Raw genomic sequence first — 25137 nt, forward strand, 5'->3', positions numbered from 1 at the left:
GCCCGCTCCACAGGCAGGGAGCGCAACCCGCGTGAGCACACGTCCCGGCGCACGCCCTCACAGTGATCGGCTGCACCAACCAGCGGGACACCATCGCTCGAAGTGCGGTTACGCACTCACTCCCGCTCTGGCAGCGCTCCCCGGCGTCCCACGCGGCGGCGCGGGATGCCGACGATCGGACGGCGCTGAAGACCGAGGGCATCTGCGATTTGTTCGAGCGGTTCCCCCAGGTGAAGGCCAAGGTGGACGCCGGCTACCGGGGCCTGGCCAAGCAGTTCCCCGACCAGGTCGAAGCCCCGCCGCAGAAGCCGAAGAAGGACGCCTCACCGGAGGAAATGGCCCACTGGGAGGCAGCCCGCACGAAACAGTCCTCCGAACGGATCCCAGTCGAGCACGCCAACGCCGAGCACAAGCAGTGGCGGCCCCTCCAGCGGTGGATCGGACGCCGCGAGTACTACGACGAGACCCACCTTGCCATCGCCGCTCTGCTCTCCGACCGCACAGCCATGCGGTAATCACCCACCAGCCAACCCTCCAGGCCAGCACGCCCCACCCTCAATCGCGCACCAAGTCGTAAGCCGTTTGCCTCCGAGGATGCGAGGGAGGCGACGCTCTCCCCGGAGGTGTCCACGTATCGATCGAATGCCTGAGCGGCGGCATCGGCCGCGTGGAAGGCGTGGACCCAGTCAGGGCTGATCCTTTTGGGGTGCCACCCTTCCGGGCCGCCTCGTTGCACCTCGACGCTGTACACCGACCGCTGTGTACGTGGACCTTCCACGGCTCCCTCTTCCGTTCAATGGCTGAGTGGTGCGGCGGCGTCATGAGAACTCCGAACAGTCTGCTGGAAGGGGCGTTGGGCTGTCTTGGGTACATCCGAGGCCGTCCGAGGCTGCCCGTCGTAGCTGCGCGACCCCTGACGGCCGGCCCTGGCTGAGGCGTCGACGGACGGCCGGTCCGTGACCGCCTATCATGACCGAATGTTCGTTCGGTGATGGGGTGGTGGAGTGTCATGACGCAGGTGCAGGGCTCCGGGATGTCCCCGGCGGAGGCCATGTTCGTTGAGGACAAGGCGTCCCGGCGGCTCGGGATGGAACTGGTGGAGCACGGGGTCGGGGTCGCCGTGTTGCGGATGACCGTGACCGAGGACATGGTCAACGGGCACGGGATCGCTCACGGTGGCTATCTGTTTCTGCTCGCGGACACCGCCTTCGCCTGTGCCTGCAACAGTCATGGACCCGTGACGGTCGCCGCTGCCGCAGATATCGACTTTGTGGCGCCGGCCCGGGAGGGGGACGTTCTCGTGGCCACGGCGCGGGAACGCACCAGGTACGGGCGTAGTGGCATCTACGACGTCAGCGTTCTGCGGGGTGGCGAGGTGATCGCCGAGTTTCGGGGGCGCAGTCGCGTCCTACGCACGGTGGAGGGGGCAGACAATTGACGGCTCGTCAGGTCTGCTGAGTCGGCAACGGTGGGGTGGTGCGCTGGTGCTGGGCCTCTGACCACTCGCGGAGTTCGTTCGTGCCGACCTCCTCGATCGCCGCGTGCAGGGTCGCCCGCGCCGTCGTGTCGCGTTCGGACGGGGGGAGCAGGAGATAGCGGTCGACGGACCGGCGCAGGGTCTCGCGTGACTGTGACGCGAGCACCCAGCGGGGCGCGGGGTTGAACAACTGGCGCATCCCGGTGAAGAAGACGGCGCTGCCGGCGATCAGTGCGGTGAGCCAGGCCGGTGCGTGCAGGCCCGCAGCCACGACCGTGGAGGACGTGGCGAGCAGGGCACCGATCTCCGTGACGTAGTGCTGCAGCCGGGCCCGGTCCCGCTGGCGGCCGTAGAACCCCAGGTCCTTCTGCGCCAGGGCCAGCAGGGGGTCCGCTTGTGAGGCCCAGTCCTCTTCGGCGTTCGCCTGTCGTCTCATCGGGCCATCATCGGATCTCGCTGCCTCGGCAGGGAAGTGATCCTGGGCAATGCCCGTCTTCGGACGAGGCGGTCAGTGGTGGCCCTCGTGCGCCCCGGTGTGTTCCCCGTGTCCGGTGTGGTCGGGGGCGCCGCCCATCATCTTCAGCATCGCGGGGCCGCCGGTGCGCAGGAAGCGTACGAGCAGGGCGGCGGCCAGCAGCAGGAACGCGATGTTGAGCCAGGTCGTGTAGTTCCAGCTGAGACCCTCCTCGGGGATCCTGGCGCGGGACTGGTCGGGGACCAGGCCGAGGCCGCCGAAGAGGAACTCGACCACGTACCCCGCGACCACCATCGCCGCGTAGAAGGTGACGAGGAGGAATCCGGCCATACGGGCCCCGTAGTACTTCCGGTAGATGTTCAGGATGGGCAGGATCAGCAGGTCGGCGTAGATGAAGGCGATCACCCCGCCGAAACTGATGCCGCCCTTCCACAGCACCACCGCGAGCGGGACGTTGCCGATCGAGCACACGAAGCTCGCGATCGCCACGAGCGGCCCGATGAGCGGTCCGATCAGCCGGGCCGTGAGCGGATGGTCCGTCAGGAAGAAGGCGCGCCAGAAGTCGTCGGGCACCCAGGCGGCGATCGCGCCGGCGATCAGCAGTCCGACCACCAGGTCCCGCAGGATCGCCGCCCACTCCATGACGAAGATGTGCGACACGGAGGTGAGGCCCCGGCGGGAGAGCAGCCGGCGCAGGAAGCCGCCCTGGCCACCCACCGACATGTCCATCGCCGCGTGCCCCTCCATCGACCCCGCCAGCCCCCGCTCGGCCTGCTCATGGGCCCCCCGCAACAGCCGTTCGCGCAGCAGGACGCGGAAGAGCACGGCGAGGACGACGATCATCACCGGTCCGCCGACGAACTCCGCGACCGTGAACTGCCAGCCCATCAACAGGGCCAGGATGACGCCGAGTTCGACCACGAGATTGGTGGAGGCGATCTCGAAGGCCATCGCCGCCGTGAAGTCGGCGCCCTTGCGGAACAGGGAGCGCGCCAGGGCGACCGCCGCGTACGAACACGAGGACGAGGCCGCGCCGAGCCCCGCGGCGAGGGTCAGTGTGCGGGGTCGGTCGTCACCCAGCAGCCGTACGACCGTCGAACGGCGCACCACCGCCTGCACCACGGCGGACAGGGTGAAGCCGAGGATCAGCGCCCAGGTGATCTCCCAGGTCATCGAACCGGTGATGGACAGCGCGTGCCTGATCGCGTCCCACATGCGGTGCCCTCTCCCTGGCGATCCGGAATGCGGGCACTATACCCCTAGGGGGTATTGAGCGCGAGGGGGCGCGCCACTGCGGACCGACGGTCTCTGTTCGAAACTGTGGCTTCCCGGTGAACCGGTCGGCATGCCGTCACGTATCACTCCCCGGGGATGGGCCCACGGCCGCGGGGACGGAAGGAGAGCAGTGTGTCGACACCGCCCGAACAGGTCCAGCCGGTGCGGCGCCCGGTACTGGAACCCACGTATGTGATGCGTCGTCGCCGCACGGAGGCGCTGGCCGAGTTGGTCAGACAGCTCCGCGAGGGCGACGCCCGTCCACCGGAGCCCGCATACGAACCGATCGTCGTCCATGTCGAGCCGAAACACACCGAGGACGCGACGGAAGAACTGCCCCCGGTGCCGGCCGCTCCCCGTCGGCAGACCCGGCCCCGGCGTGAGAGACCCGTGGACGACGGGCTCACCCTGCGCCGCGCGGCCATCACGGTCGGGGTGACCGCGGCCGCCCTGATCGGCTTCGGCGCCGCGCTTCTGCTGCCCGGAGCGGTGAACGACGGTGCCTCGGGCCGGGCGGCCGCCCCGGCCGCCCGGCCGCCCGGCACCGGCGCGTCCGCCTCGGCCTCCGCTCCCGTCCAGCAGCAGGGCACCGACCCCGACGGCGCCGGCACCCTGCGCGAGGGCGACAGCGGGCCCCAGGTGACCGATCTGCAGAAGCGCCTGCTGCGCATCCCCGACGTCTACAAGAACGGCTCCACCGACGGCCGCTACGACGCCACGCTCGCCGCGGCGGTCGCCCGCTTCCAGCTCTGGTACGGCATTCGCGGCGACGAGACGGGCGTCTACGGCAACGACACCCGCCGCGACCTCGAGTCCCGCACCCCGCTCTAGCGGGTGCGGCGGCGGGCACGGCAGGCGTACGGCGGCCGCTCACCCTTGAGCCGTACGCTTCCGTGCCCGCACACGCGGTACGGGCGTGTCGTGCGCTCCCCTCGCGCGACACGTCCGTCACCGTGCGGGGCCCGCCTACCGCTCGAGCAGCCGTACGGCCAACCCGTGGGCCGTGTACACCGGCACGGCCCGGTAGCAGTCCGACGCGACCGTCACGCGTCCGAACTGGCCCCGCAGCGACCGGGCCGCGATCACCGGGACCATGGCTCCCGGTGCCGGCGGCCGCTCCTCGTCCAGCCGGAGCGACAGCACGCTGCCGCGGTCGAGCACCACACGCCGCTCCACCGTCAGCGGAGCCGTGTGACCCGCTCGCAGCGTCACGTCGGCGGCCGCTGCCGCCTGCGTGTAGGAACCGCACACCCGGACGGCGCCGCTCGTCCGCAGCGTCCCGCCCGTCACCCGGACATCGCCGTGTCCCAGGGCGCCCGGCGAGGCGGCGACCAGGGTGCCGTCCTCGACCACGGTCCCGCCCGTGTAGCGGTTCGCCCCGGTCAGGGTCAGGGTTCCGGTGCCCCGCTTGGCCAGGGAGCCGCAGCCGTCGATGTCGTTGCGCCAGCTGTCGTGCGCGCCGAAGCCGCCGGAGCGCGCGTCGAGCGTGACGCACACGTCCGAGTCGAAGGAGCCGTAGCCGTCCGCCGCCGCGAACAGGTCGAGGCGCCCCCACTGCTCGAACCCGTCCAGCAGCACATAACCCGAGGGCAGGGCGGTCGTCCGCAGCACCTCGCGCCGCTGCGCCGCGTCGAGGTAGGGCAGGCGCGTCTCCAGCAGCACCTCCGCCCCCCTGGGCACGGTCAGGGCAGTGTCGCGACCGTGCCGGGTCAGCACATACGTCAACCTGGGCTGCACGGCACGGGCGTTGGCGGCCCGGTCGGCGTACGGGTCGGTGGCGGTGCCCGCCGAGTGCGCGAACGCGTACAGCGTGTCGGCCGTCGTCCCGGTCCGCGCCTCGAAGTAGGCGAGGGCCTGGGCGCGCGCCGCGGCCTTGAGCTCCGCGTTGGCCGGGTCGGCGAGGGTGGCGGCGGCCAGCGCGGTGGCCATGACGCGCCCGCCGATCACATCGACGGGGGAGTGCATGCCCGCCATGATCCGGGTGTGGCTGAGCTCCAGGGCACGGGTCACCAGCTCCTGGAAGCGCTCGGGTACGGCGTAGGCGTAGGCGAGGGCGGCCAGGTGGAAGGCGTTGGTGTGGCCGCTCGGGAAACCGCCGTCGTCGACCGGGGAGGTGCCGCGCTGTCGCAGCAGTTGCGGGACGACGACCACGTCGGACTCGTAGACCGGGTAGCCGAGCGTGTCGGTCCGACCGGTGTCGACGACCTCGCTGTCCTCGTTCATACGCCACGGACGCGGGTACTTGTAGGCGTACTTGGCCGGGTTGCCCGAGGCGAACGGACCGCGCACGGTGTCGACCAGTTCGGCCACCTTGCCGAGCGCGGAGTCGTGCGCGCCCGCGCCGAGCACGGACCCGGCGGGGGCGTCGGCGGGCACCGCGTCGTTGACGGTCGTCGCGGGTGTCCCGTCGGGCGCCTGGGTAATCGACGTGACCGCCTTGGCGCCCTCCCGGTAGTAGCCGGCGAGCGGACCCAGACCAGCGATCAGCGCGTAACTCTGGTGCTGCCGGTCGTAGATGAACGCCTCCTTCGCCTGCGCGTCGGAGCGGGCGGAGGTGATGTGCGCGCAGTAGCGCATGTTGGCGCGCAGCACCTCGGGCCGGAGCGGGGTGCCGGTGTTCCAGGCACCGCCCGTCTTCCACACCTGGCTCATACCGCCGAGCACCCGGACCACGGCGTTGGTCTCGGGCGTCAGGTTCGCCAGGACGTTGGTCCGGTAGTCGTCGACGAACGCGGGGGGCGCGGTGGCCGCCTTCGCGTCGGCGGCGGCGAGCCAGGTGACGAAGGCGGGCGCGGCCAGCACGCCCGCCGAGGCGCCGAGGGAGGTCCTGAAGAACCCTCGTCTGTTCACGGCGAGTCGGCCGGTGGTGCGGTGCCCGGCGGGTGACGGCATGGGGGGTACCTCTCTGGAGTTCTTCGGCCGTGCGGCCAAGGGGGGAGGCCGTGCGATCGGCGCTGACACGCGGCGAGTTCGGTGACCCATGAGTCAGGGGATCGCCCGTCGAGTCATGTGATGCCTACGTGAAGATGTACGGCCGTGCCGTGTCCCCTCGGCCAGGGCCGGGCGACCGGGACATGTCCTCGGGGTGAAGGCGGTCGGCCCGGCTCACAGGAACGGACGCGCGGGTAACCGCATCGAGGGCCGGATCGGCCTCGTACGGTGCGAAGTTCGCCCTGGCGACGCCCGCGCTCCTTCCGGCGCTCATCTGTCCTCCCGTCCTCCCGGAGAAGCTGACGGAGGGACCGGCGACCTCCGGCAAGGAAGGGCTGACCGACGTGCATCTCCCTTACCAGCGTGGACCGTTGCACGATCTGGCGAACACCCCGGAGGCCTACGACGCCGTCCTCGCCGACGTCGCGGAGCAGGCTCTCGCGCGCATGACCCCCGAGGGCAGTCTCGAACACCCCGGCGCCCTTCTGGACATAGGCGACACCTCACTGGGCGTCACCTCGCTGCTGGCGCTCGCATGGCAGCGGACCGGGGACCCGAGGCAGGCCGAAGCGGTCCACCGCAGCCTCGCCTTCCATCTGCGCGAGCGGGTGTTCACCGAGGACAACCCCGGCTATCCCAATCTGACCGTGCGCAACTCGGGCCTGCCATACGCCCGTTACGTGCTTGCGCCGGGGGCCCACCCCATCGGCGACTGGCCGAGCACGGTGTGGGGGCTGCTCCAGGCGGTCAACGTCCTCGACGCGGCCGACGGACTCCTCGACGGCGAACAGCGGGCCGCGCTCACGGCGGTGGCGCACGGCTACTGGCGTCGGCTCACCGAGGCGACCTTCTTCAATCCGCAGGAGGCGGGCAACCAGGCCATCGGCTGTGTGGTCGGCGGGCTGATGCTGGCGCCCCATCTCCCCGGGCCCGAGGGCGAGCAGGTCCGGGAGCGGGCGCTACGTCTGTACGCCGACGAGATCCACACCCGCCGGGTACCGGACCGGGGCGCGCTGCTGCCGCCCGAGCACAAGGGCGCCTACGACAACAACTACGGCCCGATCTCGCTCTCCTTCCTCGCCCAGGCACACCGGGTGAGCGGCGAGGACGTCTTCGCCGAGGACGGCGACGCACTCGCCCGCTACATCGACGCGCGCCTGACCAACGGTGGCTTCGACATCGGCGGTCCGCGCTACAGCGAACAGCACTGCGGTTTCGAGGCCGTGCTGGGTCTGCGCTACTTCAGCGGGCGCATCCGTGCCGACCTGGGGCGTTACCGGGGCGACACACGCTGGGGGCGGCACGCGACCCAGCCCGACGGGGGCGTCGACGGGCACTTCGCCTTCATGCTGGTCTGGCAGATCCAGGACCCCACCCGCTGGCACCGGGCGCCGTCGGCGGCGGTGGCCCGCCACCAACTCCGGGCCGGCACGGTCTCGGTGGCCTTCGACGGCCGGATGACCCCGGCCCTGGTCGAGGCGGCGGGCACGTACTATCTGCCGGCCGCGGTCGACCGCCGACACGGCTTCGGCCCGGTCGTCGACGGCTTTCTGCTGTGCCGGCCGATGGGCGCGGTCCGGGTACGGGACGTCCGTACGGACGGGCTGGCGGCCAAACTCGTCACCCAGCCCGTCGTGGACCGCGACCACGTCCTGCGCCATGTGCGGTCCCTGTACGTCACCGACGGCACCCGCCTGTGGGTCACGGTCGCCGTGGAACGCCTCGGCGGGACGCCGTATCTGCTGGCCGGGATGCCGTACGCCACGGACGACGGCGACCGGGTGCGCAGGACCGCAGAGGGCGAGACGGCGTCGGCGGGCACCCTGCGTCTGACGCACCCCGAGGGCGCCGGCACCTTCGACGCGCGCTCACATCTCACCCAGGAGGAGGCGGCGTTCGCCCTGGCGGCCGACCCGCGCGTGTACGGCGACCCGGACGAGGGCTGGCGCCATCTGGTCGCGTCCACCGCGCTGGAGGCCGGACCGGTTCCGGGCGCCCCGGAGGAACTGCATCTCTTCGCCGTGCGCTACGGCCCCGGCGGCCCGTTCAACCCGGCCTTCGACCACTACGAGCAGGGTCTGACCGTGCGCACGGAGGCCTTCACGGCCACGATCGGCGATCCGGCGGGCGACGCGCACGGCGAGCCGCGGCTCACCCTGCACGGATGACCCCGGGGGCCGGGCCGGTCGGGGTGAGGTCAGCAGCGCAGGCCGACGACACCCCACCCGCGCCGGTCCGCCTCGACGACCACCTCGCCCCATCCGCGCAGCAGCGACGCGAACTCGGCATGGTCCGACATCCACTTCTCCGGACCGCGCGCCGCATGGGCGTCGAAAGACTCCCGCACCCCGTCCACCAGCGGCTCCGCCAGCGCCCAGAGCCGGGCCAGGGCCGACACCTCGGCCGGCGCGCGGCACAGCAGCAGGTCCGACCGCCAGGCCTCCGAGTCGTGCGGGGCGTCCTCCTCCTCGGGGTCCCACCGGATCCCCAGCCCGACGAGGAAGCCGTCCAGCGCGTCGCGCAGCTCGGGCACGGCGTGCTCGCGTACGTCGTCCCAGACCTCGCCGGCCCAGAAGTGGGCCTTGTACGAACCGAGGGTGTCGCGGAACTCGTGGACACCCCACCATGGCTGCTGCTGCTCGCTCCGGGACGTCGGCCAGAACCAGCCGGCGTCCACGACCGCCGCGACCGACTCCTCGTACAGCCGCTCCAGCCGCTCCCCGGCCGGAATCGCTTGCAGACGCGTCCAGTCGACCGCCATGACGGTGATGCCCAGACCCATGGCGGCAGCCTACGGCCGACCCGCGGAACCGCTCGCCGTGGGCAGCGCGGTCTCGGGCACCACCAGGTCGGCGCGGTGGCGGGTCGTCGCCACCAGATCCGCGTTGCGCTGGTCCGTGCCGGCCACCCACGCCACCGCGGTCTCATGGTCCTTGCCGAACTCCTCATGGCGGGCCACCAGCCGCCGGACGCGCTCGGTCTCGGCGATCGCGCAGAACCACACCTCGTCCACCAGCGTCCGGACCCGCGCCCAGGAGCCCGTCTCCAGCAGCAGGTAGTTGCCCTCCGTCACGATCAGACGCGCCGATGGCGGCACCGGAATCGCTCCCGCGAGCGGCTGTTCCAGCACCCGCTCGAACCCCGGCGCGTACACGATCTCGCCGGCTGTCTCCTCGTGCTCCTCGCGCAGCCGCCGCAGCAGCGCCGCGTATCCGGCCGCGTCGAAGGTGTCCGGCGCGCCCTTGCGGTCACGGCGGCCCAGGCGGTCCAGCTCGACGTCCGCGAGGTGGAAGCCGTCCATCGGGACGTGCGCCACCCATGCGGGCCCGTCGCCGTTCAGCTCCCGGACCAGTCGTTCGGCGAGCGTCGTCTTGCCCGCGCCCGGGCTGCCGGTGATGCCGAGGATCGCACGGCGACCGGGGCGCCCGAGGGACGCGGCCCGCTTCAGAAGGTCGTCGAAGGTCATAGGTGTCCGCGCTCGCTGCCGGGTCGAGAGGAGCCCGCCGGTGCGGCGGGCCGGATCAGCACATTGGACCACCCGGGCGCACGGGAACGCGAGAGGGGCGAACCGGCCGGGCGCCCCTGCGCCGACCCCGGTGCACGCCAGGCGGAATGTGGGGTTCACCACCCCCTGAGCGGCGCTCATGGGGGAAGGTGACTTCTATGACAGAGCTCGGTCTTCCGGACGGCATCCAAGCCTGCCTCTTCGACCTCGACGGGGTCATCACCAAGACCGCCGTCGTCCACGCGGCCGCGTGGAAACAGACGTTCGACGACTTTCTGCGCCGAAGGGACGGGGAATCCTACCGTCCCTTCGGCGAGGTCTCCGACTACGACGAGTACGTCGACGGGCGGCCCCGTGCCGACGGTGTCCGCACCTTCCTCGCCTCCCGCGACATCCGGCTGCCCGAGGGCGCCCCCGACGACCCGCCCGACCGGGACACCGTCCACGGCCTCGGCAACCGCAAGAACGAACTCCTCCTGGAACTGATCCGCACCCGCGGTGTGGAGGCGTACGAGGGCACCATCCGCTACATCGAGGCCGCACGCGCCGCCGGGCTGCGCACGGCCGTCGTCTCCTCCAGCGCCAACTGCCGTGAGGTCCTGCGGTCCATCGGCGCCGAGGGCCTCTTCGACGTGCGCATCGACGGGATCGTGGCCGCCGAGCGGCAGCTGCCGGGCAAGCCGCACCCCGACACCTTCCTCGCCGCCGCCCAGGACCTCGGTGTCGAGGCGAAGGCCGCCGCCGTCTTCGAGGACGCGCTGGCCGGCATGGACGCCGGGCGCTCGGGGCACTTCGGGTACGTCGTGGGCGTGGACCGCGTCGGCCAGGCGGACGCGCTGCGGGCGCACGGCGCCGATGTCGTCGTACGGGATCTCGCGGAACTGGGGGAGCGGTCGTGATCACGCACGCCTCGTACGCCACCGAACCCTGGGTGCTGCGCGAGCGGGGATTCCATCCGGAGGTCCTGCCGCAGAGCGAGTCGGTGTTCGCGCTGTCCAACGGGCATGTCGGCTGGCGCGGCAACCTCGACGAGGGGGAGCCGCACGGACTGCCGGGCTCCTATCTCAACGGTGTCCACGAGCGGCATCCGCTGCCGTACGCGGAGGCGGGGTACGGCTACCCGGAGTCCGGGCAGACCGTCATCGACGTCACCAATGGCAAGATCATCCGCCTGCTTGTGGACGACGAGCCCTTCGACCTGCGCTACGGCCGGCTGCACACCCACGAGCGCGTCCTCGATCTGCGGGCCGGCACCCTCACCCGGACCTGCGAGTGGACCTCACCCGCCGGTACGACGGTCCGGGTGCGCTCCACCCGGCTCGTCTCCTTCACGCAGCGTGCGATCGCCGCCGTCGCCTACGAGGTCGAGGCCGTCGACGCCCGGGCCCGGATCGTGGTGCAGTCGGAACTGGTCGCCAACGAGCAACTGCCGGGCCACGACGGCGACCCACGGGCCGCCATGGTCCTCGAGTCGCCGCTGGAGGCGGAGGATCACTTCGCGAAGAGCGGGCGGCTGCGGCTGGTGCACCGCACCCGCAGGAGCGGTCTGAGGGTCGGAGCCGCCGCCGACCACCTCGTCAGCGGCCCCGACCCGACCACCACCGACAGCGAGGCGAACGAGGACCTCGCCCGCCTCACCATCGCCACCGTGCTGGACCCGGGCGAACGGCTGCGCGTGGAGAAGTTCGTCTCCTACGGCTGGTCGGGCACCCGCTCGCTGCCCGCGATCAGCGACCAGGTGGACGCGGCACTGGCCGCCGCCACGAGCGGGGGATGGTCCGCCCTCCTCGACGAACAGCGCGGCTACCTCGATGAGTTCTGGGCGCGCTCCGACGTCGAGATCGACGGCGACGAACAGATCCAGCAGGCCGTGCGCTTCGCCCTGTTCCATGTGCTGCAGGCCGGGGCCCGGGCCGAGCAGCGGGCGATCCCCGCCAAGGGACTGACCGGCTCCGGCTACGACGGTCACGCCTTCTGGGACACCGAGATGTTCGTGCTGCCCCTGCTCACCTACACCTCGCCGGACGCGGTCGCGGAGGCGCTGCGCTGGCGGCAGAACACCCTGCCCGCCGCCCGGGAGCGGGCCGTCCAACTGGGCCTGCGGGGCGCGGCGTTCCCCTGGCGAACCATCGAGGGCTCGGAGGGATCGGCGTACTGGCCCGCCGGCACCGCCGCGTTCCATGTGAACGCCGACATCGCCGACGCGGTCGTCCGCTACACCTCCGCCACCGGCGACGAGCGCTTCGACCGGGACACCGGGGTCGAACTCCTGGTGGAGACCGCCCGGTTGTGGCGCTCGCTCGGTCACCACGACCACCACGGCACGTTCCACATCGACGGGGTGACCGGCCCCGACGAGTACAGCGCCGTCGCCGACGACAACACGTACACCAACCTGATGGCCCGCGCGAACCTGTTCGCCGCGGCGGACGCCGTCGAACGCCATCCACGCCGGGCCGCGGAGCTGGACGTCGACGAGGAGGAGAGCGCCGCCTGGCGGGAGGCCGCCGAGGCGATGCACATCCCCTACAACGACGAACTGGGCGTGCACGAGCAGCACACCGGGTTCACCCGCTACCAGCGCTGGGACTTCGCCTCGACGCGCCCCGACCAGTACCCGCTGCTGCTGCACTTCCCCTACTTCGACCTGTACCGCAAGCAGGTGGTCAAGCAGGCGGACCTGGTCCTGGCGATGTACACGTGCAGTCCCGCCTTCGACGCGGAGCACAAGGCGCGCAACTTCGCGTACTACGAACCCCTCACCGTGCGGGACTCGTCCCTGTCCGCCTGCTGCCAGGCGGTCGTCGCGGCCGAGACGGGCCATCTGCGGCTCGCCTACGACTATCTGCACGAGGCCGCGCTGATGGATCTGCAGGACCTGGAGCACAACACCCGCGACGGCCTGCACATCGCGTCTCTGGCGGGTACCTGGATGGCGCTCGTCGCGGGCTTCGGCGGACTGCGCCATCACGGGGAGAGGTTCGCGTTCGCGCCGCGGCTGCCGGAGCAGTTCGGCCGGCTCGCGTTCACGCTCGAACTGCGGGGCTGCCGACTGCGGGTGGATATCGGCCGCACTACGGCCACGTACACCCTGCTGAGCGGTGGTCCGCTGGCGATCCACCACCACGGTGAACCGATCACCCTGGACGCGGACAAGCCGCAGACCCGCGACATCCCGCCGGTCAAGCCGCGCCCGGCCCCGGAGCAGCCGCTGCACCGGCGGCCGAACCACCAGCCCGGCAGGGAGGAGTGACGGCGCCCTCCGGGACCGCGCATGCCGCCTGATGTCCGGTAGGGGCGCCGGGCATGTGCCGTGGGGGGGGGGGGGGGGGGGGGGGCGCGCCCCGCCGGCCGGGGGGGGGGGGGGGGGGGGGGGGGGTTTGGGGGGGGGGGGGGGGGGGGGCCCCCCGCCCCCACGCAGCTGTCAGTGCAGGGTGATGGCCGGTGCGATGTCCTCGTGCCGCTCGGTCGGCGCCGCGCTCCGGGTAGCGGCCGTGGTCGCCGATGCACCGCAGAAGGCGGCTTCGAGTGTACGGGCCATGGTGTTGAGGACCGACCCGTTGTTGGAGGTGTTGGCGAGCGCCGTGACGGTGCGTCTGCCGTCCTGCGAGGTGAACGCGTAGGTGTAGTAGCCCTGGACGGTGCCCGTGTGGCCCACCACGGAGATGCCGCACGACAGATCACGGCGCCGCAGCCCGAGCCCGTAGCCCTGGGTGCTGGTGACCGGCTCCCACTGCTCCATCTGCGTCAACTGCGCGGCGGGGAGCAGCTTGCCCTGCACCAGCGCCGAGAAGAACGTGTCCAGATCGCGGGTGCTGGAGATCATCGCGCCCGCGCTCTGCGCCCAGGACACGGTCTGCTCGGTGGAGTCCACCAGGGCCGAGCCGGCCTCGTCCGGCGTGAGGTAGCCGTTCGCGTGCTGCCCCGGGATCGCGGTGTCCGGGTGGACGTAGAACGTGTCGTGCAGCCCCAGCGGCTCGATGATCCGATGGGTGTACTCCGTCCGCACGGAGTGCCCCGTCAGCTTCTCGATGAGCATGCCGGCGACGACGAAGTTGGTGTTCGAGTACGAGTACGCCGCGCCCGGGGCGTTGGTGCGCGGCTTCGCCAGCGACAGCTTCACCAGGTCCTCGTAGGAGAAGACCTTGTTGCGCACCGCCTCGAAGCCCGGCACGGTCTGCGCGAACATGTCGTTGGTGTAGTCGTACAGACCGCTGCGGTGGCTGAGCACATGCCGCACCGTGATCCGGTCGTCGGGCAGCAGCCCCGGCAGATACGTGTTCACCGAGGCGTCCAGGTCCAGCTTGCCCTCGCCGGCGAGTTGTAGCAGGACGACCGTGGAGAAGGTCTTGGTGACGCTGCCGATCCGGAAGCGGTCCGTCGCGCTGATGCCCCGCCCGGTGGACCGGTCGGCGACACCCTCCGCCGCCGTGTACTGCGTGCCGTCGTCGTCGACGCGGGCCATCGCGCCCGGGGCGCCCTGCGCCAGCGCCGTACGCAGCACATCGTCCAGCGCGGCCATGTCGGGCGCCGCCGGCGGCTTGGCCGTGGCCGTCCTGATGGCGTGGCCGGGGGCGGCCGTCGTGGTGGCGGCGTGCGCGGGGACCGCCAGGAGGGACAGCAGGACCGCGCCGAGCGCCGTGCCCTTGCCCACCGTTGCTGAGACCATCAGCTCTTCTCTCCCAGTCTCCTTCTCCCGGTGCCGGTTCCCGGCCCGGACCGCGCCCCGGATACGGGCGCCGGCATCATCTGTACGCGCCGCAGGAGCAGGCGGGTTGCACCCACGCGGAGAAAGTCGCCAGGGAGAGTGAGGAGGCGGGAGAGGGAGCCGCCGAACGACCGTGCAGGGCACGGTCGTTCGGGCCGTCGCCCGTCAGTCGGGCAACGCGCCGTCGCCGCGGCGGAGTTCCTGCACCGGCATGGCGGCCCGCATCGACCTCAGGGCCAGCAGCAGCACGGCGATGTCGTCGAGATATACGGGATCGGGAAGCAGATCGGTCGGCAGCACCAGATACAGGACCGCGCCCCAGAACACCCAGCGGGGCCCCGTCGGCAGTCCGGCACGGCGCAGGTCGCGGCGGGTACGGACCAGTCGTAGCAGCAGCGCGATCGCCACGCCGAGCAGGGTGGCCGCGAGGACCGCGATGACGGCGATCACGGTCCAGCTCATGGAGTCCATGCACAGCTCCGGGCATCCGTAGGAGTCGTCCTCTCCTACGGATGCCCGGCTTTGCGGCGGACAGTGCCCGTCCCGGGCCGAATGCCCCGGACGGTCGCGGCGGGAACGGGCTTGCGGGGAACGGTCAGTGGCCGCGCGTGGCGCTGCTGTCCACCAGGGCCTGGGTGACGGCGCGCACGCTGCGCGCGATGTGCTGGAGCTGCATCAGCTCGGCGGCGTAGAGCCGGATCGTGTGCTCGATGACCGACTCGGGCAGACCGAGTGCGGGCAGTTCCGCCCGCGCCGTCTGCAGTGCGGTCCGGGCGACCCGGACCTCGTGGTGCACCTGGATCTGCGCATGCCGGGCGAGCAGGACCGGATGGCGGATCAGGGCCGGGTAGGTGCCGTAGCGGGCGGGCACGAGTTCGCGCAGCCATCTGGTGGCCGATCGCTCCCAGTCGTAGCTGCCGGGTGTTTTGACCTGGCACGGCCAGTCCGAGCTGATCGGCGAGTACGTCGTCAAGGCCATGGTCTTCGCTTCCGGGTCACGTCGGCTCAGGATGTACGGCAACTTGGGGGCGGCTCCGACCAGGGGAGGGCCGGAGCCGCCGCCATGGACGCCCGCGCAGGCAGGGCCCGGCCGGACACCCGGCGCCCGTGGGTAGGAGCGGACGGCCCCGGTGGTCCGGTCGGCGTGGCCGGGAGGGGAAGCCCGGGTCACGATCCGCGAGCAGTATTTATATATACCGGTGGTTACGCAAGGACATGAAAAAATTCATCAGAGGTTTGGTGCGATTGATCCCGTCTTGTGCGCGCGGTCCCCGTGAACCCTTGAGGAAGACTTGAGGTTGGGGGGACGGGGTCAGTCCTTCAGGAAGAACTGATGCTGGTCGGCGATCTGCTCGTACTCCTCGAGCCGGGCCTGTGTCCGCTCCGGGTCGGCGTCGGTCATGGCCTGCAGCAGCGCGGCGGCGATCAGTCCGGGAGCGGCGTAGGAGTCGAAGACCAGGCGCGAGCCGGTACCGGTGGTGAAGACGACGTCGGCCTCGTCGGCCAGCGGCCCCAGTGCCAGATCGGTGATCAGGGCGACCTTGAGCCCCGCACTGCGTGCCACCCGCAGCGCGGTCAGGCTCTCCTGGGCGTGCCGGGGCATACCGAACGCCAGCACCCAGGTGCCGCCCGCCTCCCGCGACTGGAGCAGCGCGTCATAGGCGACCGTGCCGCCACGGGTCACCAGCCGTACATCGGGGTGGACCCGCCGGGCCCCGTAGGCGAAGTACTCGGCGAGGGAACCGGAGATCCTCAGTCCCATCACGGTCAGCGGCGTCGACTCCGACAGCGCCCGCCCCACCCGGATCACCCGGTCCGGGTCGGCGAAGTCGCGGCGCAGGTTCTCCAGGTTCTCGATCTCCGCGTCCACGGCCGCCTGCAGCTCGTTGCTGCGCGACTCCGCCGGGGGGCTCGGGGTGCCGAGCGTGCTCAGGGCGATGGCCTGCAGTTTCTCCCGCAGCGCCGGATAGCCGCTGAAGCCGACGGCCGCCGCGAAACGCGTCACCGAGGGCTGGCTGACGCCCACCCGCTCGGCCAGGTCCGTGATCGACAGGAACGCCGCCTCGGTGATGTTCTCGATCAGATACTGGGCGATCCGGCGGTGCCCCGGAGACAGACGCGGACCGTCGAACAGCTCTCTGAGCTGGGACGTCGAGCTGGCGCCCGCCTCAGGGGCCGTCTTCCCCGCAGTGATCGCAGATGCCTGCGCGCGTGTCTGCTGCGGCGATGGCACCGGACCGCCTCCTTCATGTCCCTCGGACCTTCAACATAGCTCACGGACAGCGCTGACCAGGGACCTTACGGCTCACTTCACAACCTGCTCCCCGACAGGCGCACCCGCCGCCACGGCCGTACCGTCGTGCATGGGGAGCCGGGGGAGGGGTACCCGCGTCGCCCCGCGAAGGACGCGCCGGCCATGAAGGAGAGGAGCGGCCGTGAACTCGCCCGTAGCGCACGTACCACAGGTCGAGGTGGTGGTCAGCGACTGCTCGGCGACGGACGCCGGGAGCCTGTTCGCCGAACTGTGCCGGCATTTCGGCTCCGACCGCTGCGCCACCGACACACCGCACGAGACCTCCGGATCCCGGCCCACGATGTGGACCGGCACGTTCGACACCTCGGCGTCCCCCGGCGAGTCCCCGGGGACGGCGTCGGCCCAGCCCCTGTCCGGTTCCGTGAAGGCCGAACTGCAGGGTGAGCCCCGGGCGGTGGAGCGTCTGCGCCAGGCTCTGGACGAGACGTTCGTCGTCCAGCAGCTGGGCGTGGTGGCGGGCGACCAGGAGGTCGATGTCGAGCTGCGGCTGGAGAGCCGCCGGCCGGCCTGAGCCCACCGCCTCACCGGCGACACCGGCAGAGGGCGCGGCCGTCCGCGCCCTCTCGCTCGTACGCGGCCACGGCTGCCCGGAGCCGACCGGGCGACGGGCCGGGGCTCACCCGTGGGGCGCCGGCTCCAGGCAGCGGTGGAGCGAGGCCGTCAGCGCGGCGACGAAGGCGTCCCGGGTACGGCCGGGCACCAGGTCGAGGGAGAGATAGGGGTTGAGGTCCTCCAGCTCGACCAGCAGCAGATCCCCGTCCCGGGTGCGGCAGGCGTCCACGCGCTGGATCCCCCGGTCCAGCGTGTTCCAGTCGATGAAGCGCCGGGCGAAGGCCAGATCGGCGTCCGTGGCCTCGTAGGGTTCGAGGACCCAGCGGCGCTCGGGGTCCGGGGCGTGCAGCGCGTACTGGAAGGCGTCGTCGACGTAGTAGAAGGACACCTCGTAGCGGAAGTCGATGCGCGGCTGGACCAGGATGTCGCCCCAGGTCAGCTCCGCCAGCCGGGAACGGGGCACGAAGTCCAGGCCGATGGAGTCCGCCCCGGCCTTCGGCTTCACGGCGTACCGGGCCGTCTCGGGCAGCCGGCCGAGGTCCTCGGGGCGGTCCACCGTGGGTATGACCGGAAGGCCCGCTTCGGTCAGATCGAGCAGGTACCCCTTGCCCGCCATGTCCGCCCGCCCGGTCAGCGGGTTGTACACCCGGGTGCTCTGCGCGGCGGCGCGTGCGCGGAAGGCTTCGTAGGCCTCCTGGTAGTGCAGCACCGGTCCGCTGTTGCGTACGACGACGGCGTCGAAGCCGTCCATCAGCGCGGTGGCGTCCAGCGGATGGCACAGGGCGATGTCGAAGTCCGCGCGCAGCCGGGACGAGAGGTCGATGTCCTCGTCGCAGTAGCGCCGCCCGCTCGCCGGATACGTCAGGTCGGTCACGTACAGCAGACGGGGGCGGGCGGGCATGGGCGTCTCCTCGGTCGGTGCGCCCCAATCTAGTGCCCTGCTCGGCGGCCGCTCCGGGCGGTGCCCGTCACTCGTGGGAGCGCGCCCCGGCGGCGCGCTGGACGGTGCGTCCCGTGCACGGGCGGGCCCGGGTGACACACTGGCCGCATGGAGGAACGAGAATTCCGCAGGTCGGGGCAGCACGCGTCGGTCATCGGCCTCGGCACCTGGCAACTGGGCGCGGACTGGGGCGATGTCGACGACAAGACCGCCCACGAGGTGCTGGAGGCGGCGGCCGAGTCCGGCGTGACGTTCTTCGACACCGCCGATGTCTACGGCGACGGGCGCAGCGAGCAGACCATCGCCGCCGTCCTGCTCGGCAGGCCCGACCTGCATGTGCTGGTGGCGACCAAGATGGGGCGCCGCGTGGACCAGATCCCGCAGAACTACGTCATGGACAACTTCCGTGTCTGGATCGACCGTTCGCGCCGTAATCTCGGCGTGGACCGGATCGACCTGGTGCAGCTCCACTGCCCGCCGACACCCGTCTACTCTTCCGACGAGGTCTACGACGCCCTCGACACGCTCGTCGAGGAGGGCTGTGTCGCCGCGTACGGCGTGAGCGTCGAGACGTGCGCCGAGGCGCTGACCGCCATCGCCCGCCCGAATGTGGCGAGCGTGCAGATCATCCTCAACCCGTTCCGGATGAAGCCGCTGCGCGAGGTCCTCCCGGCCGCGCGGGAGGCAGGTGTGGGCGTCATCGCCCGGGTGCCGCTCGCCTCCGGCCTGCTGTCGGGGAAGTACACCAAGGACACGGTCTTCGCCGCCAACGACCACCGCTCGTTCAACCGGCACGGCGAGGCCTTCGACCAGGGCGAGACCTTCTCCGGCGTGGACTACGCGACGGGCGTGGAGGCGGCGGCGGAGTTCGCCGCGCTGGCCCCGGAGGGCTTCACCCCGGCCCAGCTGGCGCTCGCCTGGATCATCCGGCAGCCGGGTGTGACGACCGTGATCCCGGGTGCCCGTTCGGCGGACCAGGCCCGCGCCAACGCGGCGGTCGCGAGGCTTCCCGCACTGCCTCAGGAGACGCTCGACGCGATCGAGGACCTGTACGACCGGCGCATCAAGGAGCAGGTGGAGGACCGCTGGTAGAACCGGGTCCGGCCGGGAGTCAAGCCGTCAGGGCCGAGCGGCCGGCGCGGGTCGTGCCCCGCGTCGCGGCCCGTACCCGGTAGATGGTCTTGGCCCGGTCCACCAACGGGTCCCCGAGCACGATCCGACCGGCCACGAGCAGCGCCTCGCACTCGTCGGTGGGCAGTGCCGTATGACGGCCGCCGGCCTCCCAACAGCCGTAGCGGCGGCGGCCGTTGGCGTGCACGGTGAGGAAGACCGGTATGCGCTGGTCCATGATCAGGCGCAGCACTTCGGCAGCACGGGCACTGAGCCGAGGGCGCGTCATGGTCGGTCAGCCTTTCGAGGGCGCGGGCGGGCGGTCGTCCCGCCCCGGGGCGAGATGATCTTTACCCCGCATTGTTGCCGAGTGCACCGACAGTGCGCATCCGGCGTGCCGGAGAGCTCCCCGGAGGGCGACGGCCAGGTCCTGACAATGTGATGACCTTCACCCTGATGTGGCGGAAAGTGATGAATTCCTTACGGGTTGAGGACGTAAAGGGCTGAGAAGAGTCAACTTTGGACCGTGGAGGTTTTTCGTGCGACCGTTCACCCTCAACTACGCCGTGCCCCGCGGGGTTCCGGTCACGGTGACGCCGTACCGCTTCGACGCCTCCCGGCAGTTGAACGTGCTGCCCGACGGCCGACCCGCCGTGAGCGACCGGGCGCTGCTCCACGCGGCCGGTACGACGACGTCCACCGCCGGCTCCCAGACGCACTTCGACGACTGACGGCCCGCGCCCGGATGACGGTTCTCATCCTCACGTCGGAGCAGGACGTGACCGCGGACCTGGCGGTGGCCGTGCTGCTGCAACGGGGAGTCCCCGTGATGCGGCTGGATCCCGCAGACCTCCCCGGCAAGGCGGTGCTGGCCGCCGACTACGCCCACGGCGACTTCGACGGCCATCTCTCGGTCAACGGGCATGTGCTGAGCATGGGCGGGCTGCGCTCGGTGTGGGTGCGCAGGCCGGGCGAGCCCGCCGCCCACGCGGCGCACGCCTCCCGCTGGCTGACCGCCGAGACCCGGCAGGCCCTGTACGGCATGCTCTTCTCGGCGCCGACCCGCTGGATGAACCATCCCCGCAACGCCGACCAGGCCCGCTACAAGCCGTGGCAGCTGCGGATCGCCCATCTCAGCGGCTTCGCCGTGCCGCCCACCGTCATCACCACCGCCCCGCGCGTTGCCGCGCAGTTCGCCGAGGAGTACCGCGAGGTGGTGGTGAAGGCCGCCTCGGGGCCGCCGCCGGACGACCCGGAACTCGCGCTGCCCACCACGCTCATCGGGCCCGACACCGACTTCTCCGCCGTGGCGGCGGGCCCCGTCCTGCTCCAGCGCTACGTCCCCAAGCGGGCCGACATCCGGCTGACCTGTGTCGGCACCCGTCTGTTCGGCGCGCGCAAGAGGGCCGCGCCGGAGCAGATCGACGGCCGCTACGGCGACACCGGGTACTCCTGGGAGGCCTCGGCGGTGCCGGAGCGCATCGCGAAGTCGGTGCACGAGTATCTGGCGCTGTCCGGACTCGCCTACGCGGCCTTCGACTTCGCCGAGGACGAGGACGGGCTGTGGTGGTTCCTCGAGTGCAATCAGGGCGGTCAGTTCGGCTTCATCGAACTGGAGACCGGGCAGGCGATCGCGGAGGCGGTCGCCGACTGGCTCGCCCAGCGGGCGTCGGACCGCCGTGTCCCCGAGGGCCGTTGGTGACCCGCCCCGCCGGTGCGCGGGAGCGGGCGCGCGGCCCCGGGGGCGGCGGCCCCGTCGTCACCCCGATGTCGTCCGGAAGCTGTGCAGGATCGCGTCCAGGGTCTGCTGGTCGGCCTCGCTGTCCGCGTCGGCGGCGGGGGTCGTCCAGCGCAGCGAGAAGCCACGGCCGCCGCCGGTGAGGAAGCCACGGCCGTAGGTACGCAGCCGGACGCCGTCCACCGTGGACAGCCACACCATGTCGGCGCCCGGGTAGCCCTGGTAGGTCACGGCGCGGATGGTGCCCACGCGCGCGAAGTCCTCGTCCGTGCTCTTCAGGGACGTCTCCAGGTTCTGCCAGACCGCGACCGGGTCGTCGCCGAGGTTCACGCCGGCGGTGACCGTCAGGGTGCGCGGGTCCTTGCTCGCGCCGAAGGTCACCCGGTAGGTGTCCTGGGCGGCCCGGGTCGTGCCGAGGCGCTTCCATCCCCGTGGCAGGTCGACGGAGAAGCCCTCGTCGGCGACGAAGCGTTCGAGGTCCGGCTGCGGAGCACTGGGGGCGCTCGACGACGGGGAGGCGGACGGTGGCGCGGACGGGGAGGCGGTGCCCGTTCTGCTCGCCTCCGTGGGGAGTGTCCGTCCGGTGCCCTCGCCGGACGGGGCCGCCGAGACGGCGGGCGGGCCGGAACGGGCCGGCTCCGCACCGGCCGTGGGGGCGCCGCCGTGGTGGCCCGCCGTGGCCAGGACGGCGACGGACGAGGCCACGACCACCAGTCCCGCTCCCGCGAGCACCGACCGGCGCACGGCCGGCCTGCTCCAGGCCCGTCCCGCCCGGTGTGCGACGAGCAGGGCGGCGTTGGGGCCGCTCGCCGGCGCCTGCTCGGCGGACTCCTCGAGGTCCCCGTTCAGGATGCGTTCCAGGGAGGCCCGCACCACCGGTTCCGGCACCCTCTCCAGGGCGCTGCGGCGCAGCAGTCCCGTCACGGCCGGCGTCAGCGGGCCGGACTTCACCGGGGTGCGCAGCGGCAGCCGGTCCACGGCGCGCAGGGTGGCTTCGGCGTCACCCCGGTCCTTGACCGGCGGACGGCCCTCCGTCAGCGCGTACAGGAGCGCGCCGAGCGCCCACTGGTCGGCCGCGGGACCGGCGCTCGACCCGCGTGCCTGTTCGGGGGAGGCGTACGCGGGCGCGGTGATCCGCTGGGTGACGGACGCGCCGACCAGCCCGAAGCCGGTCACCACGACCCCGCCGTCCTCCCGCACGAACACCTGGCCGGGGCTCAGGTCGCCATGGGTCATGCCCCTGCGGTGGGCGGGCTCCAGCACATCGAGGATGCCGACGGCGATCCGGGCGGCCCGCACATAGTTGAGGGGCCCTCGGGCCAGGAGCTCACCCAGGGGCGTGCCCTCGATCCGCTCCGTCACGGTCCACAGGACACCGTTGTCCTCGATCACGTCGAGGACGCCGGCGGCCCCGTCGGGGCACAGCAGTTGCATCGCCTCCGAGTCGCGCAGGATCCGGGCGACCGTGCGGCGTATGCCGGCCTCGGGCGTCAGCGGGGCGAGCCGCGACCCGATCAGCGTGACCGGCCGCCCGAACTCGACGTCCCAGCCGAGCCCGACGGTCCGTCCCTCCTCCTGCTGGACGACTTCGAGCGTCCGGTACCGACCGGCAATCAGCTCCTCGGTGGAGGCCTGCCCGTGGTCCATCGTCACCCCTTGCTGCGCACCAGACTCTCCGGTTTCCCGGATGTACGGCGGACGTGACGGTGGGTGTTCAAAGAAAGGAGATTTCTTCGCGCCGGATTTCTCGCGGGCCGTGTGGGCGGCTTGAACATCCACTCACACGTGCGGAAACGCGCCCCCTCGACTACTGGCCAGTAGGTTACTTTGGGTTACGGGCAGGGGGTGCGCCGATGTACGACTCGGCGAAGGCGGCCGCCGCGGCGGGGGAGTGGAACAGCCGCCGCAGCCGGGCCGTCGCATTGCCCGCGCGGAACGGATCGCCGGACGAAGGGCCGTGCAGCAGCTCGGAGAACCACTCCGAGAACTCCTGGTACTCCCACACCCGGCGCAGACAGGCCGCCGAGTAGCCGCGCAGCGCCTCGCTCTCGCCCGTGCGGTGGTACGCGATCAGCGCGTCGGCGAGCAGCAGCGCGTCGTGCAGGGCGAGGTTCATGCCCTTCGCCGCGATCGGGGCGACGAGGTGCGCGGCGTCGCCCGTGAGGAACAGCCTCCCGTACGCCATCGGCTGCACCACGTAGTTGTGCATGTCGAGCACCCGCTTCTCGACCAGCGGGCCCTCCGTCAGCGGGGGTGAACCCGTCACGGCCAGCCGTGTGTGCAGCTCCGACCAGACGCGTTCGTCCGGCCAGTTCTCCGGGTCGTCGCCAGGCGGGCACTGGAGGTAGTAGCGGGTGACCTGCGGGCCACGGGCCATATGGGCGGCGAAACCGCGCGGATGGATCCCGAAGACGACACAGTCCGAAGACGGCGGTGCCTGCGCGAGCAGCGCCAGCCAGCCCACCCCGTAGTCCAGCCGGGCGAGGTGGGAGCGCCCCGCGGGCAGCGCGGCCCGGGTCACCCCGCGCGCCCCGTCGCACCCGGCGACGAAAGCGCACGAGATCCGGTGGCGGGTGCCCGAGCCGGGATCGGTGTACGACACAGACGGCCGCCCGGTGTCGATGTGGTGCAGCTCGACCTCGCGCACCCCGAACCGGATGTCCCCGCCCCTGACGTCCGCGTACTCCCGTACCAGGTCGGTCACCAGCAGCGGCTGGGGATAGACGAAGTGGTGGTGGCCGGAGATCTCCGTGTACGGGAAGCGGTGCAGTTCGCCGTCGATGCGGAACTCGCAGGAACTGTGCGTGGGCGCCTGTTCCAGCAGCCCCCCGGCGAGCCCGTGCCGCTCCAGGGCCCGCACCGCCCACTCCTCCAGGAACCCCGCCCGGGGCCGCTGTTCGATGAACTCCCGGCTCTCGGCCTCCAGTACGACACAGTCGACGGAGGCGTCCCGCAGGATGTTGGCAAGGGTCAGTCCGGCCGGTCCGGCGCCGACGATGACGACGGGGACGTGCTGTTCGGACGGTGGGAAAGAGGTGGTGGGGGGAGAGTCGATCACCCGCTCATTATGGCGGCGTTCCAGCAACGCGGCTCCGACGCACCCCTGTTGTGCGCTTCAGCGCAGTGACGCCCGCAGCGCGGGCAGCAGTTCCTCAGCCGACCACTCGATGAACCCGGGCTGTGAGTCGCCGCCGATCTGTACGAGGGCGATCTCCGTGAACCCGGCCTCGGCGTAGGGCCGTACGGCCTCGGTGAAGTCCGCCGGGTCGTCGCCGCACGGGATCGAGGAGGCCACGTCCTCGGGCCTGACGTACTGCGTGGCCGACGCGAAGGAATCCGGGTGCGGCAGCTCGGAGTTGACCTTCCAGCCGCCGCCGAACCAGCGGAACTGCTCGTGCGCCCGCCGTACCGCGGCGTCCCGGTCGCGGTCGTAGCACACCGGCAGCTGTCCCACCCGGGGCTTGCCCTCGCCGCCGTGCCGGTCGAAGGAGGCGAGGAGTTCCCGCTTCGGCTCGGTGGCGATGACGAGGTCGGCGAGCCGGCCCGCCAGGGCGCAGGACCGCTCGCCGGAGACGGCGACGCCGATCGGTGGCGGCTCGTCCGGCAGGTCCCACAGCCGGGCCGAGTCCACGGCGAAGTGCCTGCCGCGGCGGCTGACATGGCCGCCGTCGAACAGCTCGCGGATGATACCGACCGCCTCCTCCAGCATCTCCTGGCGGACCTCGATCGAGGGCCAGCCCCGGCCCACCACATGCTCGTTGAGGTTCTCACCGGAACCGAGACCCAGCCGGAACCTGCCCTGTGACAGCAGTTGCACGGTGGCGGCCTTCTGGGCCACCACCGCCGGGTGGTAGCGCACGCTGGGGCAGGTCACATACGTCATCAGCGGGATCCGCGAGGTGGCCTGCGCGGCGGCGCCCAGCACGCTCCACGCGTACGGCGAGTGCCCCTGCTCCCGCAGCCACGGGAAGTAGTGGTCGGAGATCACGGAGAAGTCGAAACCGGCCTCCTCGGCACGCACCACATGGTCGACGAGCGCACGCGGGCCCGCCTGCTCGGTCATCATCGTGTATCCGATGTGCACCATAACGTCGCGGGTTCCCGGTCGGCGG

Annotated in this window: 24 protein-coding genes; 10 read left to right on the forward strand and 14 right to left on the reverse strand. The window is 71.6% G+C overall.

All coding sequences use genetic code 11. The features are described from left to right. Positions 1 to 62 precede the first annotated feature (62 nt). A complete protein-coding gene (locus ACFYX0_RS15670; RefSeq protein WP_388970575.1) occupies positions 63 to 515 on the forward strand; it encodes a transposase in 453 nt (150 codons plus the stop codon). Between the two features lie 494 nt (positions 516 to 1009). Next, complete coding sequence (paaI, locus tag ACFYX0_RS15675) at positions 1010 to 1438, forward strand: hydroxyphenylacetyl-CoA thioesterase PaaI (protein WP_388970577.1); 429 nt, start codon at positions 1010 to 1012, stop codon at positions 1436 to 1438. Between the two features lie 7 nt (positions 1439 to 1445). Here paaI and ACFYX0_RS15680 read toward each other — a convergent pair whose 3' ends face one another. Together ACFYX0_RS15680 and ACFYX0_RS15685 are read right to left on the reverse strand one after the other, a co-directional pair. Next, positions 1446 to 1913, reverse strand: coding sequence for an SLATT domain-containing protein (locus tag ACFYX0_RS15680; protein ID WP_355915151.1), 468 nt, complete (start codon positions 1911 to 1913; stop codon positions 1446 to 1448). 72 nt (positions 1914 to 1985) lie between these two features. Beyond that, positions 1986 to 3167 (reverse strand): permease, encoded by a 1182-nt coding sequence (locus tag ACFYX0_RS15685; protein ID WP_388970579.1) that lies wholly within the window; start codon positions 3165 to 3167, stop codon positions 1986 to 1988. Positions 3168 to 3359: 192 nt separating this feature from the next. Here ACFYX0_RS15685 and ACFYX0_RS15690 point away from each other — a divergent pair, with 192 nt between their 5' ends. Further along, a complete protein-coding gene (locus ACFYX0_RS15690; protein ID WP_388970581.1) occupies positions 3360 to 4058 on the forward strand; it encodes a peptidoglycan-binding protein in 699 nt (232 codons plus the stop codon). Between the two features lie 135 nt (positions 4059 to 4193). Here the strand turns inward: ACFYX0_RS15690 and ACFYX0_RS15695 are convergent, their stop codons facing one another. Beyond that, entirely contained in the window at positions 4194 to 6119 is a 1926-nt protein-coding gene (locus ACFYX0_RS15695; protein ID WP_388970583.1) for a phosphatase PAP2 family protein, read from the reverse strand. 383 nt (positions 6120 to 6502) lie between these two features. On the opposite strand from ACFYX0_RS15695, the gene ACFYX0_RS15700 reads away from it, so the two are divergent. Continuing rightward, positions 6503 to 8326: a hypothetical protein gene (locus ACFYX0_RS15700; protein WP_388970585.1), complete on the forward strand. Its 1824-nt coding sequence runs from the start codon at positions 6503 to 6505 to the stop codon at positions 8324 to 8326. A 29-nt stretch (positions 8327 to 8355) separates the two neighbouring features. Here the strand turns inward: ACFYX0_RS15700 and ACFYX0_RS15705 are convergent, their stop codons facing one another. Together ACFYX0_RS15705 and ACFYX0_RS15710 are read right to left on the reverse strand one after the other, a co-directional pair. Next, positions 8356 to 8940, reverse strand: coding sequence for a hypothetical protein (locus tag ACFYX0_RS15705; protein ID WP_388970587.1), 585 nt, complete (start codon positions 8938 to 8940; stop codon positions 8356 to 8358). Positions 8941 to 8949: 9 nt separating this feature from the next. Continuing rightward, positions 8950 to 9804, reverse strand: a complete 855-nt coding sequence (locus tag ACFYX0_RS15710) for a nucleoside/nucleotide kinase family protein (RefSeq protein WP_388970589.1) — start codon at positions 9802 to 9804, stop codon at positions 8950 to 8952. 17 nt (positions 9805 to 9821) lie between these two features. Here ACFYX0_RS15710 and ACFYX0_RS15715 point away from each other — a divergent pair, with 17 nt between their 5' ends. Together ACFYX0_RS15715 and ACFYX0_RS15720 are read left to right on the forward strand one after the other, a co-directional pair. Further along, positions 9822 to 10562 carry an HAD family hydrolase gene (locus ACFYX0_RS15715; protein ID WP_388970591.1) on the forward strand — a complete coding sequence of 247 codons (741 nt, stop codon included), beginning with the start codon at positions 9822 to 9824 and terminating at the stop codon, positions 10560 to 10562. Continuing rightward, complete coding sequence (locus ACFYX0_RS15720; RefSeq protein WP_355915127.1) at positions 10559 to 12916, forward strand: glycosyl hydrolase family 65 protein; 2358 nt, start codon at positions 10559 to 10561, stop codon at positions 12914 to 12916. The genes ACFYX0_RS15715 and ACFYX0_RS15720 overlap by 4 nt, the downstream gene beginning before the upstream one ends. Before the next feature lie 171 nt (positions 12917 to 13087). Here the strand turns inward: ACFYX0_RS15720 and ACFYX0_RS15725 are convergent, their stop codons facing one another. The 4 genes from ACFYX0_RS15725 to ACFYX0_RS15740 all read right to left on the reverse strand — a co-directional run bounded on the left by ACFYX0_RS15725 (position 13088) and on the right by ACFYX0_RS15740 (position 16604). Further along, positions 13088 to 14332, reverse strand: a complete 1245-nt coding sequence (locus ACFYX0_RS15725; RefSeq protein WP_388970593.1) for a serine hydrolase domain-containing protein — start codon at positions 14330 to 14332, stop codon at positions 13088 to 13090. Between the two features lie 204 nt (positions 14333 to 14536). Further along, positions 14537 to 14842 carry a DUF1232 domain-containing protein gene (locus ACFYX0_RS15730; RefSeq protein ID WP_311694616.1) on the reverse strand — a complete coding sequence of 102 codons (306 nt, stop codon included), beginning with the start codon at positions 14840 to 14842 and terminating at the stop codon, positions 14537 to 14539. Between the two features lie 124 nt (positions 14843 to 14966). Continuing rightward, the gene (locus ACFYX0_RS15735; RefSeq protein WP_311694615.1) at positions 14967 to 15350 is read right to left on the reverse strand and encodes a hypothetical protein; all 384 of its coding nucleotides are present in this window, start codon (positions 15348 to 15350) and stop codon (positions 14967 to 14969) included. Between the two features lie 333 nt (positions 15351 to 15683). Further along, positions 15684 to 16604, reverse strand: coding sequence for a MurR/RpiR family transcriptional regulator (locus ACFYX0_RS15740; protein WP_388970595.1), 921 nt, complete (start codon positions 16602 to 16604; stop codon positions 15684 to 15686). A gap of 202 nt (positions 16605 to 16806) precedes the next feature. On the opposite strand from ACFYX0_RS15740, the gene ACFYX0_RS15745 reads away from it, so the two are divergent. Then, positions 16807 to 17196: a hypothetical protein gene (locus ACFYX0_RS15745; RefSeq protein ID WP_311694613.1), complete on the forward strand. Its 390-nt coding sequence runs from the start codon at positions 16807 to 16809 to the stop codon at positions 17194 to 17196. A 105-nt stretch (positions 17197 to 17301) separates the two neighbouring features. Here ACFYX0_RS15745 and ACFYX0_RS15750 read toward each other — a convergent pair whose 3' ends face one another. Continuing rightward, positions 17302 to 18138, reverse strand: a complete 837-nt coding sequence (locus tag ACFYX0_RS15750) for a hypothetical protein (protein WP_388970597.1) — start codon at positions 18136 to 18138, stop codon at positions 17302 to 17304. A 147-nt stretch (positions 18139 to 18285) separates the two neighbouring features. Between ACFYX0_RS15750 and ACFYX0_RS15755 the strand changes: the two genes are divergently transcribed. After that, positions 18286 to 19269 (forward strand): aldo/keto reductase, encoded by a 984-nt coding sequence (locus ACFYX0_RS15755; protein ID WP_388970599.1) that lies wholly within the window; start codon positions 18286 to 18288, stop codon positions 19267 to 19269. A gap of 19 nt (positions 19270 to 19288) precedes the next feature. Here ACFYX0_RS15755 and ACFYX0_RS15760 read toward each other — a convergent pair whose 3' ends face one another. Continuing rightward, entirely contained in the window at positions 19289 to 19576 is a 288-nt protein-coding gene (locus ACFYX0_RS15760; RefSeq protein ID WP_388970601.1) for a hypothetical protein, read from the reverse strand. 250 nt (positions 19577 to 19826) lie between these two features. On the opposite strand from ACFYX0_RS15760, the gene tgmA reads away from it, so the two are divergent. Both tgmA and tgmB read left to right on the forward strand, forming a co-directional pair. Continuing rightward, positions 19827 to 20018 carry a putative ATP-grasp-modified RiPP gene (gene tgmA, locus ACFYX0_RS15765; RefSeq protein WP_388970603.1) on the forward strand — a complete coding sequence of 64 codons (192 nt, stop codon included), beginning with the start codon at positions 19827 to 19829 and terminating at the stop codon, positions 20016 to 20018. A gap of 14 nt (positions 20019 to 20032) precedes the next feature. After that, positions 20033 to 20989 carry an ATP-grasp ribosomal peptide maturase gene (gene tgmB / locus ACFYX0_RS15770; RefSeq protein WP_388970605.1) on the forward strand — a complete coding sequence of 319 codons (957 nt, stop codon included), beginning with the start codon at positions 20033 to 20035 and terminating at the stop codon, positions 20987 to 20989. A gap of 57 nt (positions 20990 to 21046) precedes the next feature. Here the strand turns inward: tgmB and ACFYX0_RS15775 are convergent, their stop codons facing one another. The 3 genes from ACFYX0_RS15775 to ACFYX0_RS15785 form a co-directional block, all read right to left on the reverse strand. Further along, positions 21047 to 22672, reverse strand: a complete 1626-nt coding sequence (locus ACFYX0_RS15775) for a serine/threonine protein kinase (protein ID WP_388970607.1) — start codon at positions 22670 to 22672, stop codon at positions 21047 to 21049. 175 nt (positions 22673 to 22847) lie between these two features. Then, entirely contained in the window at positions 22848 to 24080 is a 1233-nt protein-coding gene (locus ACFYX0_RS15780; protein WP_388970782.1) for a 4-hydroxybenzoate 3-monooxygenase, read from the reverse strand. A gap of 60 nt (positions 24081 to 24140) precedes the next feature. After that, positions 24141 to 25112 carry an LLM class F420-dependent oxidoreductase gene (locus ACFYX0_RS15785; protein ID WP_388970609.1) on the reverse strand — a complete coding sequence of 324 codons (972 nt, stop codon included), beginning with the start codon at positions 25110 to 25112 and terminating at the stop codon, positions 24141 to 24143. Positions 25113 to 25137: the final 25 nt, after the last annotated feature.

The sequence above is a fragment of the Streptomyces sp. NPDC002573 genome (assembly GCF_042889625.1).
GTDB classification, from domain to species: domain Bacteria; phylum Actinomycetota; class Actinomycetes; order Streptomycetales; family Streptomycetaceae; genus Streptomyces; species Streptomyces gibsoniae.